Here is a 16,484-nt window from a genome sequence, read left to right as displayed (position 1 = left end):
TCGACGACGCAACGCGACCAACGATCAAAAAAAGCACTGCCTCAATTCAAAAGCCCCGGATTTGTCCGGGGCTTCTTTTTTGCCTTGTTGGATGGCCGAAAGGTTCGGCCTCAGGCCATCACCGAGAAGCCGCCATCGACGGGGATCGCGGTGCCCGTGACGAAGTTCGATGCGGGCGAGGCCAGGAACACGGCGATGCCGGCGAAATCGTCGATGTCGCCCCAGCGCCCCGCTGGCGTGCGCGCCAGCACCCGCTCGTGCAATCCCGACACCTGTTGCCGCGCGCCGCGGGTGAGGTCGGTATCGATCCAGCCCGGCAGGATCGCATTGACCTGGATGTTGTCGGGCGCCCAGGCATTGGCGCAGGCACGCGTGTACTGCACGATGCCGCCCTTGCTTGCCGCGTAGGCGGTGGCGAAGCTCGCACCGAAGATCGACATCATCGAGCCGATGTTGATCACCTTGCCGTTGCCTGATGCTTTCAAAGCCGGATAAGCGAGCTTCGAGCACAGGAAGGCGCTGGTGAGGTTGGTGTCGATCACCTTGTTCCACTCGTCGAGCTCGAGCTCGTGCGGCGGCTTGCGGATGCTCATGCCGGCATTGTTGACGAGGATGTCGATGCGCCCGAGATCCTTCACCACGCGCGCGATCATGGCTTCGATCGCGGCCCTGTCGGTGACATCGGTCGCAACCGCGATCGCCTTGACGCCGCGCTGCCTGAGATCTTCGACCGCTGCTTTGGACTTGGCTTCGTTGCGGCCGACCACGGCGATGTCGGCGCCGGCATCGGCAAGGCCGCGCGCCATGCCGAGCCCGATGCCGCCATTGCCTCCTGTTACGACCGCGACCTTACCGCGGAGCTCGAACCGGCTGGATGTCATGCTTGTATTCCCTGGTTTCTTTTATTGATTGCTCTGCCAGATCAGCACCAGCCCGAAGCCGGCCATGGCGACGCCATAGCCGGCCCAATGCAGCTGGTTGACCATGAAGCTCGATCGCGGCCACGGAACCGTACCCGTGCCCTGTCCAATCCAGAGCAGCCCGACGGCGAGGGCAAACAGGCCTGCTACAAGCAGAAATCTGCGCATGCATTCCTCCCCGTCGGTCCGCTTCCGTCGCGTTGCGACGATGAAGAGATCACCGCTGCCGCGAAAGCTTGGGCCCACACTAGCCGTAGCTTCGGTCCGGATACAATGGCGGCGCCAGCCACAAGCCGTCGCGCGGGGAGAAGTCCTGGTCTCGAGCGGACGGCGCGAAGCAGGAGCGATCGGAGATGCTGGGTGGGGGCGGCGGGAAGCGCGGACACGTCGAAGCATGCACCGCGTGAGGATTAGCGCTTGCCGTTGACGGGTCCATAACGAAAAAAGCCCCGGCGATGCCGGGGCTTTGACGTCTGAACTTGCGTTCGGATCAGTACTTCGCGACGACCGGACCGGTCCAGTTGAAGCGGTAGACCAGCGAGGTCGAGATCGTCTGGTTCCAGCTGTTGGCGCGGATGTCGCGGCCGACCAGCGCGTTGGTACCGTCGAAGAGCTCGTTCGAGGTCTTGGCGTTGTAGAAGGCCGAACGATACTCGGTCTTCATGAACCAGCCGGGCGAAGAGACGCCGAAGATGTTCAGGCTGTTCTCGACACCGCCGCCGACGAACCAGCCGTTGCGGTTGTAGCTGTTGAGGTGGATGCCGGCCGGGGTGCCGCCCAGCGTGGTGAAGTTGGTCTGGCCGAAGTGGGCGCCCGAGTAACCGCCGTTGACGTAGGAGAGAACGTTCGGGGCGACCAGCCAGCCGAGGCGCACGCCCGCGGCCCAGGAGGTTTCCAGCTTCTGGTTGCCGGTGATGCCGACGATCGGATCCTGGATGGTGGCGCGGATGCTGCCGAACTGGCCGTCAGCGAACACACCGGCGACCCAGGTGCCGCTGAACTGCCAGTCGTAACCGGCGCCGACGGTGCCGAACCAACCGGAGCCGCCCTGACGCTGATCGATCGTCAGCGGAACCGCACCAACGGTGGTCTGGACGTGCTGGTCGGCATTGGAGAGGCCGCCGCCGCCGCCGCCGAAGACGTAGAAACCGGTCCAGTTGGCGACGGGCGCCGGCATCGGGGCCTTCACGTAGGGACGGGCACCGAGATCGGCCGCCGAGGCCGAACCGGTCATCGCGGCAACCGCGGTCAGAGCGAGCAAAACCTTCTTCATGATAAAAATCCCCAACCTTGGTCTGTGTAGCAGCGCGAGCGCACTGAAGTTCGTGTCATCTGATGTCCGGACTATAGACGTTTCCCGCCGGAATGCTGTTGCCGGGCAGGCACAGTCGCCGGAAAACGCCGATACGCGGGCATTTCGGTCGCGGTTGTCGAGATCTGGAATAACCACATAAATTCAAAGCGTTATTGAGATTTTTGGAATTCAACCTCGGGTAAGGTTTCGTTAGCAAATCCCGCCTTGTCCGAAATGGAGGCAGTCGTGCCTCCGCCTGAGCGCCGTGAGTCGTTGGCCGAGTCGCAACGACGATGCCGGGAATCGCTCAAAGCCGTAGGGACCGCAGCGACGTCATCGCCCCGCAAAGCAAAAGAGCCCCGGCTTGTCGCCGGGGCTCTCGATGAAGCGCCACAGCGCCGAGGACTCAAACGTCCAGCAGCTCTTCGCTGGCAAATTCCGCCTTGTCCGAGATGAACGCGAAGCGCGCCTCGGCCTTGGTGCCCATCAGTCGTTCCACCGAATCCGCCGTGGTGTCGCGATCGTCGGCGAGCAGCACCACCTTGAGCAGCGTGCGCTTGCTCGGATCCATGGTGGTCTCCTTGAGCTGCGCCGGCATCATCTCGCCGAGGCCTTTGAACCGGTTCACCTCGACCTTGGCGTTGGCGTTGAACGCGCTCTTGATCAGCTCTTCCTTGTGCTTGTCGTCACGCGCGTAGACTGACTTGGTGCCGTGCGTGAGCTTGTAGAGCGGCGGCACCGCGAGGAAGAGGTGCCCTTCGTCGATCAGCCGCGGCATCTGCCGATAGAAAAAGGTGATCAGCAGCGAGGCGATGTGCGCGCCGTCGACGTCGGCGTCGGTCATGATGATGATGCGCTGATAGCGCAGATCCTCTTCGCGGTATTGCAGGAGCTGGCCGCAACCGATCGCCTGCACGAGGTCGGAGAGCTGGGCGTTGGCCGTCAGCTTGTCCTTGCCGGCGGAGGCGACGTTGAGGATCTTGCCGCGCAGCGGCAGCACGGCCTGGGTCTTGCGGTCGCGCGCCTGCTTGGCGCTGCCGCCGGCCGAGTCGCCTTCGACGATGAAGAGTTCGGAGCCTTCGGTGCCGGCGTCGGTGCAGTCGGCGAGCTTGCCGGGCAGGCGCAGCTTCTTGCCGGCGGTTTTCCGCGCGGTCTCTTTCTCCTGCCGCCGCCGCAGCCGCTCTTCGGCGCGGTCGATCACGAAATCGAGCAGCCTGTTGGCCATGTTCGGATTGCCCGAGAGCCAGTGATCGAACGGATCCTTCATCGCCTGCTCGACGATGCGCTGCGCTTCCGCGGTGGCGAGACGATCCTTGGTCTGGCCCTGGAATTCAGGCTCGCGCACGAACACCGAGAGCATCACGGCGGCACCGACCATCACGTCTTCCGACGTTATTGACGAGGCGCGCTTGCCCTGGCCGACGCGCTCGGCGTGATCCTTCAGGCCGCGCAGCAGCGCGCTGCGCAGGCCGGATTCGTGCGTGCCGCCATCGGGTGTCGGGACGGTGTTGGTATAGGAAGAGAGGAAGCCGTCGGCATCTGCGGTCCAGGCCACCGCCCATTCGCAGGCGCCATGCGCGCCATTGCGGCCGGATTTGCCGGAGAAGATATCCGGGTGGACCAGCGTGTCGGCGTGAATTGCTGCCGCCAGATAATCCTTGAGGCCGCCGGGGAAGTGGAACGTCGCCTCCGCCGGGACGTCCTCGACGCCCTTGAGTAGCTCGGGCGCGCAATTCCAGCGGATCTCGACGCCGCCGAACAGATACGCCTTCGAGCGCGTCATCTTGAACAGGCGCTGCGGCTTGAACGCAGCCTTGGCGCCGAAGATGTCGGTATCGGGCTTGAAGCGGACGCGCGTGCCGCGGCGGTTGTTGATCTTGCCGAGATCCTCGAGCTTGCCCTTGGGGTGTCCGCGCTCGAACGTCATGCGGTAGAGTTTCTGGCTGCGCGCGACCTCGACCTCGAGCAGCGAGGAGAGGGCGTTCACCACGGAAATGCCGACGCCGTGCAAGCCGCCGGAGGTCTCGTAGACCTTGGAGTCGAATTTGCCGCCCGAATGCAGCGTGCACATGATGACTTCGAGCGCCGACTTTTTCGGGAATTTTGGATGCGGATCGATCGGGATGCCGCGGCCGTTGTCGGTGACGGTGAGGAAACCATCCGCGGAGAGCTCGACGCCGATGAAGGTCGCATGTCCCGCCAGCGCCTCGTCCATCGAGTTGTCGATGACCTCGGCGAACAGATGATGCAGCGCCTTCTCGTCGGTGCCGCCGATATACATGCCGGGCCGGCGCCGCACCGGTTCCAGGCCTTCGAGCACCTCGATGTCGGCTGCGGTGTAGTCGGCTTCCCCGCCGGTTCCGCGCGAAGCCGCCTTGGCAGGCGCCCGGGGTTTCGGCTCGTCGCCGCCGAAAAAATCGTCTTTTGCTTTGGGTTTCAACTGCTTGGACATATATCTTGATACGCTTTGAGGGCCGCATAAGCGGCGAATCGGTTAGGCCGACTATGCCACTTCTGACTTGGAAAGGTTACCGCGGGGCGGGCCCGGCGGTGTCGTTGGGAGCCAATCCCGGCGATTTTACGCCGCAGCCCCTGCAATTCCCGGCAATTTGACCGGCCGGTCCGCGGTGAGGCGAGTTTTGTGACTTGATGTCACACAAGCCCTTGGCTTACCAGTCTTTTTCATCGAGCAGCACCTTGAGACGGGGCGGAAGGCTATTTTTGATGGAGCAGTATGCGCACGCCCTGGCCGAATTCGTGCGCGCTCATCAGGCCTGGGCGGCCCCGATCGTGTTCGTGCTCGCCTTCGGAGAGTCGCTCGCTTTCATTTCGCTCTTGGTCCCGGCCTGGGGCGCGCTGGTCGCGATCGGTGCGCTGATCGGGGCGAGCGGGATCAGCTTCTATCCGGTCTGGATCGCCGGCGGTCTCGGCGCCGCGCTCGGCGACTGGGTTTCGTACTGGTTCGGCTACCGCTACAAGGAGAAGGTCGCCCAGATGTGGCCGCTCTCTCGCTATCCGGAACTCCTGCCCAGGGGCGAGGCTTTCGTGCGCAGCTGGGGCATCCCCAGCATCTTCATCGGCCGCTTCTTCGGACCCTTGCGCGCCTCGGTGCCGCTCGCGGCCGGCATCTTCGAGATGCCCTATTGGAGCTTCCAGGCCGCCAATTTCGTCTCGGCCCTGATCTGGTCGGCCGTGCTCCTGATGTTCGGCGACGTGCTCGCCAAGATCATGGAATGGATCTGGCGGGTGATCTGACGCCGAAACCTTGACGGAAACCCGATCTGGCCTTATAGCCGCGCGCCATGATCAACGCTGCGACCATCCTGTTCGCCCGTCGCCGCCGCCGCTCTTTAGCGGTTTGGGCGGTCGATCGCGTTTGAGATCATCGTCTTTGCCGCTGGATCCGATCCGCGGCACTCTCTCTCCTGTCAGCGCGATCTGATCCGGCGGCCCCCAAGGAGGCCCAGCAGGAGACCACGATGTACACGCCACCCTTTTTCAAGCAGGACCGCGCCGCAAGCCTGAAGTTCGCCGATAAGCGCGGCTTCGGCACCATGTGCGCCTTTGACGGCAAGAAACCGGTCGCTTCCCCGCTGCCGTTCTATTTGACCTATGCCGCCGACGGCACGCCGCAGGCCGCCTTTCATGTCGCCCGTCACAATCCGCTGCTAAAGCTTGCGGACGGCGCAGCGTCCTGGCTGCTCGCGGTCAATGGCCCCGATGCCTATGTATCGCCGGACTGGTACGTCTCGCCGGACCAGGTGCCGACCTGGCTCTACCAGTCGGTGCATCTGAGCGGGCCGGTGCGGATGTTGTCTGACGACGAGCTGGCGGTGCAGATCGCCACGCTCAGCGACAAGTTCGAGAACTGGCTGCTGCCGAAGAAGCCGTGGACATCGGACAAGATGACGGCCGGACGGCTCGAGACGATGAAGAAGGCGATCGTGGGTCTGGTGATGACGGTTGAGGAGGTCGAAGGCAGCTTCAAGCTCAACCAGCACAAATCGGACGCCGACTATGCGGCGATCGCCAATGCGCTCAGCGCCGGCGATGCCGACGCCAAGCAGATCTCAGATTTGATGCGGCAGGCAAGGCCGCAGGTTTTTGCAGACGACACGAACATGCTCGAAGGGAGCGCATCATGAGCCTCGCTGACACCACCAAAGCTCCGACCACCAGCGCGGCGAAGAAGCCCGCGACCGTCTTCGTCGACGGCGGCTCCGGCACCACCGGGCTCGGCATCAACGAGCGGCTGAAGCTCCAGAACGACGTCGTCGTGAAGACGATCGCCGACGACAAGCGCAAGGACCCCGCGGCCAAGAAGGCGCTGATGGAGGAGGTGGATCTCGTCATCCTCTGCCTGCCCGACGATGCCGCCAAGGAGACGGTGGCGCTGGTCGACAGCATGGGCGCTGCGGGCCCGAAGGTCCTGGACGCCTCGACCGCGTACCGGGTCGCGCCCGACTGGGCTTACGGTTTTCCCGAGCTGACGGCGGATCAGGCCGGCAAGATCAAGGCCGCTAAGAAGGTCTCCAATCCCGGATGCTATCCGACTGGCGCGATCGCGCTGCTGCGGCCGATCGTCGATGCCGGCCTGTTGCCTAAGGATTACCCCGTCGCGGTCAACGCGGTGAGCGGCTATTCCGGCGGCGGCAAGTCGATGATCGCGAGCTTCGAGGACGGCAGCGCACCGTCCTTCGAGCTCTACGGCCTCGGCTTCGAGCACAAGCATCTGCCGGAGATGCAGCTCTATTCGAACCTGACGCGGCGGCCGATCTTCATTCCCTCGGTCGGCAACTATCGGCAGGGCATGCTGGTCTCGGTGCCGCTGCAACTCGACACGCTGCCCGGCAAGCCGGATGGTGCGGCGGTCCAGGCCGCGCTCGCCAAGCGCTACGCCGGCTCGAAATACGTTTCGGTGATGCCGCTGCAGAACGAGGCGTCAAAGGGCGGCCGGATCGAGCCGGAGGCGCTCAACGAGACCAACATGCTCGAGCTCTATGTCTTCGCCAGCGACAAATATCACCAGGCGGTGCTGGTCGCCCGGCTCGACAATCTCGGCAAGGGCGCCTCGGGCGCAGCCGTGCAGAACATGCGGCTGATGCTGGGATTGCCGGAGGAGTAAGAAAGCTTGCTCAGTCATTCCGGGTTCGGTGCTACGCACCGCCCCGGAATGACGTTACCAAGGTAGCGTTCGCTCAAACCACCTTGAAGATCGCCAGCGCCAGCACGGCCTGGGCGAGGAAGCCGACGGTGAAGGCCAGCGTGCGGAACACCGGGATGCCGATCGCGTAGACGATGAGATGCGCGACGCGGGACCAGAAATAGACGGCGCAGGCGAGCACGGTCCATTTTGTCGAATAGTCGATCGCGTTGAGGATCAGCACCAGCGGCGCAAAGAGCACGAGGTTCTCGACCGCATTGTCGTGCGCGAACATCAGGCGGTTCGCCCATTCCGCCTGCGGCTTGTCGCCGCGCGAGGGATTGGCCAGCGCGCCACTGAGACCGCGGACCTGGCACCGGTTGATGGTGTAGGGAATCCAGAGGATGCCGGTCAGGATCACCGTCAGTGTCAGCCAGAACAATTCGCGCGTCATAGTCCGGTCCCCTCTGTCGTCGCTGCTGCCTTGAGAGCGAGTCTATACAAGAGCGCGGCAGAGTCCGCTATGCGCGAACCCTGACATAGCTGCCGGGCGCGTCCTCGATTGGGGGCAGGGCGTCGCTGCCGACGCTGCGCGCCGGGACCTGCTCCGGATCGAGCTCGCCCAGCCATTGGCGCCAGTCCGGCCACCACGAGCCCTTGTGCTCCACGGCGTCCTTCATCCATTGCGCGACGTTGACGTCCTTGATGTTGTCGTTGGTCCAGTACTGGTACTTGTTCGAGGCGGGCGGATTGACGACGCCGGCGATGTGACCCGAGCCGGACAGCACGTATTTCACCGGACCGCCGAAGAATTGCGAGCCGTACAGCACCGATTCAGCGGGCGCGATGTGGTCCTCGCGGGTAGCGAGGTTGTAGACGGGAACCTTGACCTTGGAGAGATCGAGCAGCGTGTTGTCGAGCACCAACGTGCCGGTGGAGAGCCGGTTCTCCAGATAGCAATTGCGCAGGTAATAGGAATGGTTCGACGCGGTCATGCGCGTCGCGTCCGAATTCCAGTGCAAGAGGTCGAACGCGCTCGGCTGCTGCCCCTTCAGATAGTTGCTGACGACGTAGGACCAGATCAAATCGTTGGAGCGCAGCATGTTGAAGGCCATCGCCATCTTCGAGCCTTCGAGCACGCCGGCCGCCTTCATGTCCTGCTCGAGCGCCGTGATCTGCTCCTCGTCGACGAACACCAGGAGATCGCCGGCATGGGTGAAGTCGACCTGGGCCGCGAAGAACGTCGCCGAGCTCACGCGCTGGCGGCGCTTTTCGGCGAGCCAGGCCAGCGTGGTCGCGAGCATGGTGCCGCCAACGCAATAGCCGGCGGTGTGCACCTTCATCTCGCCCGTGACCCTCTCGATCACGTCCATCGCCGTGAGCGGACCTTCCTTCATGTAGTCTTCCCAGCTCTTGTTGCCGAGCCGCTTGTCGGGATTGACCCATGAGATCACGAACACGGTGATGCCCTGGTCGACGCACCACTTGATGTAGGATTTCTCCGGCTTGAGATCGAGGATGTAGAACTTGTTGATCCAGGGCGGCACGATCAGGAGCGGGGTGCGCAGCACCGTCTCCGTGGTCGGCGAATACTGGATCAGCTGCATCATCTCGTTCTGGTAGATCACCTTGCCCGGCGTCGTCGCCATGTTGACGCCGACGACGAGGTTGTCCGGATTGGACTGGCGGATCTTCAGCATGCCCTTGCCGGCCGCGATGTCCTCGGCCAGCATCTTCAGGCCGCGGGCGAGGTTCTCGCCGCTGCTGGTCACGGTCTCGCGCAGCACCTCGGGGTTGGTCAGCACGAAGTTGGACGGCGAGAGCGCGTTGGTGACCTGCTGGACGTAGAACTCCGCCTTGCGGCGGGTCTGGGGATCGAGCCCCTCGGCATCACGCACCAGCTCTTGAGCCCATTTGGTCGTGAGCAGATAGAGCTGCATCACGAAATCGAAGAACTGGTTCGACTTCCATTCAGGGTCGGCAAAACGCTTGTCGCGCGGCGAGGGCGCGATCGCGGGCGGCGCGTCCTGGCCGGCCATGCGGCGCACCGCCGAGCCCCAGAGGTCGAGATAGTCCTTGGCGAGCTTGGTCTGCAGATCGGAAGAGCGGGACGTATCCGAGAGCCAGTATTCGGCAACCGAGGTGAAGGTCTTGACGACCTCGGTGAGCTCGGCCGGCGGGCGATCCTGCACCTCGCCGCTCTCGCGCGGCTTGAGGTAAGCGGCCAGCGCCTTGCCGCCGCTCTCCATCGCCCGCGCGACATTCATCGCGAAGGCTTCCGCATCGAACTTCGTCTCGGGTTTGGGCGTATCGGTCGTGGCCATACTCATGAGCAGAACAGTAACGATTCATTCCGTATTCGTCACCGCGAAGCTCGCATGTTTGACGTTAAACACTCTCGAAGATGTGTTGCACTGCGACAAATCTTCTTGGTTCCGTCACATTCGGGCCGCACCGCTCCGCTTGGTGGGCAATGGCTGTTTTCTGGCTCGCACCATTTGGGCAGCAATGGTTTGAGCTTGGGCGCGGTCTTGGGTAAGGTTGCCCGGGGCCGTGCTTTGGGACGAGTAGGGGATTTCCCAAGTGTTGGCGTTGTGGGACCTGCAAAAGACGCTGCCGATCCGCGGCGCGCTGCTGATCGCGGCGCTTGCCGTCGGCGGCTGCTCGAGCCAGCTCGCGGATATGACGCCCACGGACGCGCAGGCGCATCCCAGGGAGCCCGGCACCTATCTGCCGGTGCACGACCTGCCGCCGGATCGCGATCAAGCGGTCATCCCGCCGGAGCAACGTGCCAAGATCGAGGCTGAGCTCGCCGCCGCGCGCGATCGCCAGGCCGTCGCCGGCAAGGATGCGAAATGAGCCGCTCCAAGGTAATCGCTGGCGCCCCCGCCTTGCCGTGCTAAAAGACCACGGTTCAGCCGAGAGTCAGGGCGAACGACTTCAGTCTTCGTCGTCGATGATTGCTCTAAGCATTTGATTTTGAGTAATTTTCACGACGGAAATGGACGCGTTTCCGAAGCGCCGTCCTGGCCTGTCGATTCTGTCCTGACCGGTTGCCCCGGAGCCCAGAGAGCCATGGAAGAATTTTACCGCATCCGCCGCCTTCCGCCTTATGTGTTCGAGCAGGTCAATCGGGCCAAGGCGGCCGCGCGGAATGCCGGCGCCGATATCATCGACCTCGGCATGGGCAATCCGGATCTGCCGGCCCCCTCGCATGTGCTGGAAAAGCTGAAGGAGACGCTGGGCAAGCCGCGCACCGATCGCTACTCGGCGTCTCGCGGCATCCCCGGACTGCGCCGGGCCCAGGCCGGCTACTACGCCCGCCGCTTCGGCGTGAAGCTCAACCCCGACACCCAGATCGTCGCGACGCTCGGCTCGAAGGAAGGCTTTGCCAACGTGGCGCAGGCGATCACCGCGCCCGGCGACGTCATCCTCTGTCCGAACCCGAGCTACCCGATTCACGCCTTCGGCTTTTTGATGGCAGGCGGCGTAATCCGCTCGGTGCCGTCGGAGCCGACGCCGCAGTTCTTCGAGGCGGTGGAGCGGGCGATCGTGCATTCGATCCCCAAGCCGCTGGCGCTCGTCGTCTGCTATCCCTCGAACCCGACCGCCTATGTGGCGAGCCTCGACTTCTACAAGGACCTCGTCGCGTTCGCGAAGAAGCACGAGATCCTGATCCTGTCCGATCTCGCTTATGCCGAGGTCTATTTCGACGAAAACAATCCGCCGCCCTCGGTGCTCCAGGTGCCGGGCGCGATGGACGTCACGGTCGAGTTCACCTCGATGTCGAAGACCTATTCGATGGCCGGCTGGCGCATGGGCTTTGCGGTCGGCAATGAGCGCGTGATCGCAGCGCTCGCCCGCGTCAAATCCTACCTCGATTACGGCGCCTTCACGCCGGTGCAGGTCGCGGCGACTGCCGCACTCAACGGCCCGGACGATTGCATCAAGGAGATGCGCGACACCTACCGCAAGCGCCGCGATGCGCTGGTGGAATCGTTCGGCCGCGCCGGCTGGGAGATCCCGCCGCCGGAGGCCTCGATGTTCGCCTGGGTGCCGCTGCCGGAAGCCTTCCGCAGCGTCGGCAGCATGCAATTCGCGACCCTGATGGTAGAGAAATCCGGCGTTGCGGTCTCGCCCGGCGTCGGCTTCGGCGAGCATGGTGAAGGATATGTCCGCATCGCCATGGTGGAAAACGAGCAACGGATCAGGCAGGCCGCGCGCGGCGTGCGACGCTTCCTTGAAAGCGGCATCGAAACGTTGCACAACGTCGTTCCGCTCGCCAATCGGCGTTAAGTTCTCTTCGGCAGGTTTTCTAAGTCATCATGGTTGCACCCCTGAAAGTGGGCATAGCGGGGCTCGGCACCGTGGGCGCCGAAGTTGTCCGTCTGATTGAATCGCAGGCCCGCGTGCTTACAGGCCGCAGCGGCCGCGGAATCCGCGTCGTTGCCGTCACCGCGCGCTCCAAGGCGAAGAAGCGCGGCATCGACCTGCGCGGCGTTGAATGGGTCAAGGATCCCATGGCGCTCGCCACGCATCCCGGCATCGATTGCTTCGTCGAGCTGATGGGCGGCGCCGGCGATCCCGCGCTGTCGGCGGTCGAGGCCGCGCTCAGCGCCGGCAAGTCAGTGGTCACCGCCAACAAGGCGCTGCTCGCGAAGCACGGTTTGAAACTGGCGAAAGCCGCTGAAAAGCACGGCGGCGCGCTGAATTACGAGGCAGCCGTCGGCGCCGCGATCCCCGTCATCAAGACGTTGCGCGAGGGACTTGCCGGAACCGGCATCAACCGCGTCTACGGCATCCTCAACGGCACCTGCAACTACATCCTGACCCGGATGGAGCAGGAGGGCCTGTCCTTCGCCGAATGCCTCGCGGATGCGCAGCGGCTCGGCTATGCCGAGGCCAACCCGTCCTTCGACGTCGACGGCCACGACACCGCGCAAAAACTCGCCATTCTCGCCAGCCTCGCTTTCGGCACGAAAGTTGCTCAAAGCGCGGTGTATGTCGAAGGCATCTCCTCCATCGCGCCGGAAGATCTGCGCGCGGCCGCCGATCTCGGCTACCGCGTCAAGCTGCTCGGCGTTGCGGTGCGCACCGCCAAGGGCATCGAGCAGCGCGTGCATCCGACCATGGTTCCGAAATCCTCCTCGATCGCGCAGGTGATGGGCGTCACCAATGCGGTCACGATCGACGGTGAAGGCATTCCGCCGATCACGCTGGTCGGCCCCGGCGCCGGCGGTGCCGCGACGGCATCCGCCGTCGTCGCCGATATCGCCGATGCCGCGCGCGGCATCCGCGCCAATCCGTTCGGCCGGCCGATTTCTCATTTGCGCGACACCAAGAAGGCACCGATGGAGCGGCACGAGGGCGGCTATTACATCCGCCTTCTGGCGCGCGATTTCCCCGGCACCGCGGCTGCGATCGCGACCCGGCTGGCAGAGCAGAAGATTTCGATCGAGTCGATCGTGCAGCGTCATCCCAATGGCGGCGCTGCGCCAGCCGACGGCAAGGCGGTCCCCGTGCCCGTCATCCTGATCACCTATGCGACGCATGAGGATGCGGTGCGCCGCGCGCTCGCCGCCGTGCAGAAGGACAAGGTGATCAGCGGACGGCCGCAGGTGATCCGGATCGAGAAGAACTAGAGCGTGACCCCCGGCCCAGAGGGCCGCGCCAGCGCAAAGCGTTGAAGCGGTTTTCCGGAAAGGTCATGCTGAAACAATGAGGCGGTTTGAGCGAACGAACCGTGGGCGTTGAGAGTTGATGCGGGCAGAGACTTCTGTCCAAAACCGTTTCGAAGGAGTAAGCCGATGTCGACCCATATTTCAGTCCCCCCGCACGCATTGCTCGAGCGCATCCTCACGTTGGAGATCGTACGCGTGACCGAGCGGGCGGCGGTGTCGTCGGCGCGGCTGCGCGGGCACGGTAACGAGAAAGCGGCCGATCAGGCTGCGGTGGATGCGATGCGCCGCGAGCTCAACAAGCTCCCGATCGAGGGCACCATCGTGATCGGCGAGGGCGAGCGCGACGAGGCGCCGATGCTCTTCATCGGCGAGAAGGTCGGCCTGAACGCCGGCCCGCAGGTCGACATCGCGGTCGATCCGCTCGAAGGTACCACGCTGTGCGCCAAGAACATGCCGGGCTCGATCGCCACGATGGCGATGGCCGACGGCGGCACGCTGCTGCACGCGCCCGACGTCTACATGCAGAAGCTCGCGATCGGGCCGGGCTACAACAAGGGCGTCGTCGATCTCGATGCAACGCCGGCCGACAACGTCCGCCGTCTCGCCAAGGCCAAGGGTGTCCAGCCCGACGGCATCACGGTTCTCGTGCTCGATCGTCCGCGCCATGCCAGCATCATCGAGAGCGTACGCTCGACCGGCGCTGCCGTGCGCCTGATCACCGACGGCGACGTCGCCGGCGTGATCCATTGCGCCGACCCCGACAATACCGGCGTCGACATGTATCTCGGCACCGGCGGCGCGCCGGAAGGCGTGCTCGCGGCCGTGGCGCTGCGCTGCATCGGCGGCCAGATGCAGTGCCGTCTCATCCTCGATTCCGACGAGAAGCGCGAGCGCGCCGCCAAGATGGGCGTCAACGATCCCAAGATGATCTACGGCATCGAGGACATGGCGCGCGGCGACTGCCTGTTCGCCGCCACCGGCGTCACCACGGGTTCGCTGCTCTCGGGCGTCAAATTCCGCAAGGACGGCGTGATCGAGACCGAGACTGTGGTGATGCGCTCCGTCACCGGCACCGTGCGCTACATCAAGGCCGAGCATCGTGAGCTCGCGAAGTTCCATCTGGACTGAGTAGGGCATAACAACTGCCCGTCATTCCGGGGCGACGCAAAGCGTCGAGCCCGGAATCCATAACCACGATCGGGAGTATGGATTCCGGGCCTGCGCCTAACAGCGCATCCCGGAATGACAATAAGAATAATCGGGAAGCGCCATGTCCGAACTCTCCGCCGTCAAAGCCCTGGTGTTCGACGTGTTCGGCACCGTCGTGGATTGGCGCACCAGCCTGATCTCGGACTTCATGTGGTGGAGCAGGCAGCGCGGCATCAGCGCCGACTGGACCGCTCTGGTCGATGGCTGGCGCGGCATGTACATGGCCTCGATGGACGATGTGCGGCAACATCCCGAGCGCGGCTATGTCATGCTGGATGATCTGCACCGCCGCTCGCTGGAGAAGCTGGTCGCGCAGTTTTCGATCAAAGGCCTTACCGACGCCGATCTCGATTATCTCACCAAGGGCTGGCATCGCCTCAATCCCTGGCCGGACAGCGTCGCGGGCCTGACGCGGCTGAAGTCGAAATTCGTGATCTCGCCGCTGTCGAACGGCAATGTCGCATTGCTCACCAACATGGCGAAGTTCGCCGGACTGCCGTGGGACCTCATCATGTCGGCCGAGCTGTTCGAGCACTACAAGCCCGATCCCGAGACCTATCTCGGCGCAGCAAAGCTGCTTTGCCTCAAGCCGGAGGAGGTGATGATGGTCGCCGCCCACAACGGCGATCTCGCGGCCGCCCAGAACAACGGGCTGAAGACCGCGTTCGTCGCACGGCCGACGGAGTACGGTCCGCTCCAGAAGGTCGATTTCGAAGCCACCGGCAATTGGGACATCGTCGCCAAGGACTTTGGCGGGATCGCCGACAGGCTCGGCTGCTGACAGCGCGCTGCTACCGCGACTCGGCGGGCGCTGCAGTCAGCACGGCCCTGCGCTCGTGAATGAGGTTCTCGAGGCGGTGGGCCGCCACGTTGAGGGTGGCAGCATCCAGCGGGTTGTCGTCGCCGTCCAATCTCGCGCGCTGGCTACGAAGCACATTGTCGATCTGGTCTTCGATCGCCAGCAGGTCGGTTTCGTTTTTGGCCTCGCGGATCTGTCGGCCGAGCGTGTACAGCGCGTCGAGTGCCGGTTCGCGCGGCTGGTGTTCGCCCGACCTGAGAAACCGCCACAGCGCCGCCGCGATCGATGCAAGCGCGCCCAGCGCCATCGGCGCCAGAAAAATCACGTTGCTCCACTTGTCGAGGAAGCCTAGCTGGCTGCCATTGTAGAACTCGGCGGCGCCGGCATGGACCGGGAGATATGCGCCGGCATCGGTATCCGGCGCCTTGAACTGGGCGAGGACCGGCCATTCCGACAGGATGTCCCTGCGCGCGGCAGTGATGGCCTGCGTGAAGCTGGCGACGACGTCGTTGTCGAGGCTCTTCTTGGCGACCACATAGAAGGCGACGCGCAAGCTTGTGACGTCGTCCGCGGGAACTGGCGGGGACCCGCGCAGCGCTCCCTTGGGGATGTCGAAGCTCTCATAGGCGCGCTCCTTCTCCGCAATCGCGCCTGCATTTTCGATCGGGATCAGAATCGGCGCGGTCTTGGCAGTCTGTGAGAACAGGCGGCGTAGCAACGACAGATACCGCTCGCTGAGCGGCATGACGAAAAGCACCGTGCGCACCTCTTTCGCGTCCAGCGCGCGGCGAACGTCGTCCATCGCGATGTTCTTGAAGACGACATTGGCGCGGCCAAGGTCGTATGCGCTGGTGAGGACGCGGACCACCTTCTGGTTCGTGTCGCCGGCGACAACCCCTACCGTCGTGCGTTTCAGGCCGGCGATATCCGAGATCGCCGATCCCGGCGGAGCCACCAGCAGGGCGACGGCTTCGGTGAGCACGACGATCGCTTGCGCTTGAGAGAGATCGCCGACATCGCCGCGCACGACGGCGAGGTCGGTCTTGCCCGACGAGAACGCCGCGGCGGATTCGATGGGCCCGCCGGTCTCGACCAGCTTGAGGCGCACTGGCGCGTTGTTGACGGCAAGCCTGCTCGCGAGCGCCGAGACGATCCTGGGAGCGTCGCCATCCAGGGATCCGACTGCGATCGACAGTGTCACGGGCCGGGCGTACCAGCGATAGGCAGCGAGGCTCGCGCCGGCGGCAAGCGCTGCGATCACGATCACCACCACGAAGCGCAGCCAGCCCGGCAGCCTGGCGGCATCAATCCCCATTTTCGAGAGATCGTCCATGACGCGGCTCGCCCGAGTTTCCGTAGGCCAGCATTGTTGCCGCGAGCGGTCGGATGTTGATTTGCGTCAAGCAACGCCCGGGCTCCCTCGAACCTGTTTGGTCCG

The 16,484-nt window shown here is 64.1% G+C and carries 15 protein-coding genes; 8 read left to right on the top strand and 7 right to left on the bottom strand.

Annotated elements, in window-relative coordinates:
* Nucleotides 1-110: 110 nt before the first annotated feature.
* From BM190_RS21275 to parE, 4 genes are all read right to left on the bottom strand, one after another.
* The gene (locus BM190_RS21275; protein WP_018323047.1) at nt 111-881 is read right to left on the bottom strand and encodes an SDR family NAD(P)-dependent oxidoreductase; all 771 of its coding nucleotides are present in this window, start codon (nt 879-881) and stop codon (nt 111-113) included.
* 21 nt (nt 882-902) lie between these two features.
* Nucleotides 903-1,088: a hypothetical protein gene (locus BM190_RS21270; protein WP_092258672.1), complete on the bottom strand. Its 186-nt coding sequence runs from the start codon at nt 1,086-1,088 to the stop codon at nt 903-905.
* A 322-nt stretch (nt 1,089-1,410) separates the two neighbouring features.
* Entirely contained in the window at nt 1,411-2,193 is a 783-nt protein-coding gene (locus tag BM190_RS21265; protein WP_018323049.1) for an outer membrane protein, read from the bottom strand.
* Nucleotides 2,194-2,620: 427 nt separating this feature from the next.
* Complete coding sequence (gene parE, locus BM190_RS21260) at nt 2,621-4,666, bottom strand: DNA topoisomerase IV subunit B (protein ID WP_018323050.1); 2,046 nt, start codon at nt 4,664-4,666, stop codon at nt 2,621-2,623.
* A gap of 272 nt (nt 4,667-4,938) precedes the next feature.
* Between parE and BM190_RS21255 the strand changes: the two genes are divergently transcribed.
* From BM190_RS21255 to argC, 3 genes are all read left to right on the top strand, one after another.
* Nucleotides 4,939-5,469, top strand: coding sequence for a DedA family protein (locus BM190_RS21255; protein WP_018323051.1), 531 nt, complete (start codon nt 4,939-4,941; stop codon nt 5,467-5,469).
* A gap of 224 nt (nt 5,470-5,693) precedes the next feature.
* Nucleotides 5,694-6,359, top strand: a complete 666-nt coding sequence (locus BM190_RS21250; RefSeq protein ID WP_092258545.1) for an FMN-binding negative transcriptional regulator — start codon at nt 5,694-5,696, stop codon at nt 6,357-6,359.
* The gene (gene argC / locus BM190_RS21245) at nt 6,356-7,339 is read left to right on the top strand and encodes an N-acetyl-gamma-glutamyl-phosphate reductase (RefSeq protein ID WP_092258543.1); all 984 of its coding nucleotides are present in this window, start codon (nt 6,356-6,358) and stop codon (nt 7,337-7,339) included. Before BM190_RS21250 ends, argC begins: the two co-directional genes overlap by 4 nt.
* 73 nt (nt 7,340-7,412) lie before the next feature.
* On the opposite strand, the gene BM190_RS21240 is transcribed toward argC, so the two are convergent.
* Nucleotides 7,413-7,811: an MAPEG family protein gene (locus tag BM190_RS21240; RefSeq protein WP_092258540.1), complete on the bottom strand. Its 399-nt coding sequence runs from the start codon at nt 7,809-7,811 to the stop codon at nt 7,413-7,415.
* Nucleotides 7,812-7,878: 67 nt separating this feature from the next.
* A complete protein-coding gene (locus tag BM190_RS21235; protein ID WP_177237196.1) occupies nt 7,879-9,687 on the bottom strand; it encodes a PHA/PHB synthase family protein in 1,809 nt (602 codons plus the stop codon).
* A gap of 253 nt (nt 9,688-9,940) precedes the next feature.
* Between BM190_RS21235 and BM190_RS21230 the strand changes: the two genes are divergently transcribed.
* The 5 genes from BM190_RS21230 (at nt 9,941) to BM190_RS21210 (ending at nt 15,028) form a co-directional block, all read left to right on the top strand.
* Nucleotides 9,941-10,216, top strand: a complete 276-nt coding sequence (locus BM190_RS21230; RefSeq protein WP_049815128.1) for a hypothetical protein — start codon at nt 9,941-9,943, stop codon at nt 10,214-10,216.
* A gap of 216 nt (nt 10,217-10,432) precedes the next feature.
* Complete coding sequence (locus BM190_RS21225; RefSeq protein ID WP_018323057.1) at nt 10,433-11,653, top strand: LL-diaminopimelate aminotransferase; 1,221 nt, start codon at nt 10,433-10,435, stop codon at nt 11,651-11,653.
* A gap of 29 nt (nt 11,654-11,682) precedes the next feature.
* Nucleotides 11,683-12,999: a homoserine dehydrogenase gene (locus BM190_RS21220; RefSeq protein WP_092258534.1), complete on the top strand. Its 1,317-nt coding sequence runs from the start codon at nt 11,683-11,685 to the stop codon at nt 12,997-12,999.
* A 165-nt stretch (nt 13,000-13,164) separates the two neighbouring features.
* Nucleotides 13,165-14,166 carry a class II fructose-bisphosphatase gene (gene glpX / locus BM190_RS21215; RefSeq protein ID WP_018323059.1) on the top strand — a complete coding sequence of 334 codons (1,002 nt, stop codon included), beginning with the start codon at nt 13,165-13,167 and terminating at the stop codon, nt 14,164-14,166.
* A gap of 142 nt (nt 14,167-14,308) precedes the next feature.
* Nucleotides 14,309-15,028, top strand: coding sequence for a haloacid dehalogenase type II (locus BM190_RS21210; protein ID WP_092258530.1), 720 nt, complete (start codon nt 14,309-14,311; stop codon nt 15,026-15,028).
* Between the two features lie 10 nt (nt 15,029-15,038).
* On the opposite strand, the gene BM190_RS21205 is transcribed toward BM190_RS21210, so the two are convergent.
* A complete protein-coding gene (locus BM190_RS21205; protein WP_177237195.1) occupies nt 15,039-16,379 on the bottom strand; it encodes a TAXI family TRAP transporter solute-binding subunit in 1,341 nt (446 codons plus the stop codon).
* Nucleotides 16,380-16,484 lie beyond the last annotated feature (105 nt).

The sequence above is a fragment of the Bradyrhizobium sp. Rc3b genome, assembly GCF_900114915.1.
Lineage (GTDB): Bacteria > Pseudomonadota > Alphaproteobacteria > Rhizobiales > Xanthobacteraceae > Bradyrhizobium.
This window is presented reverse-complemented; position numbering and strand designations above follow the sequence as displayed.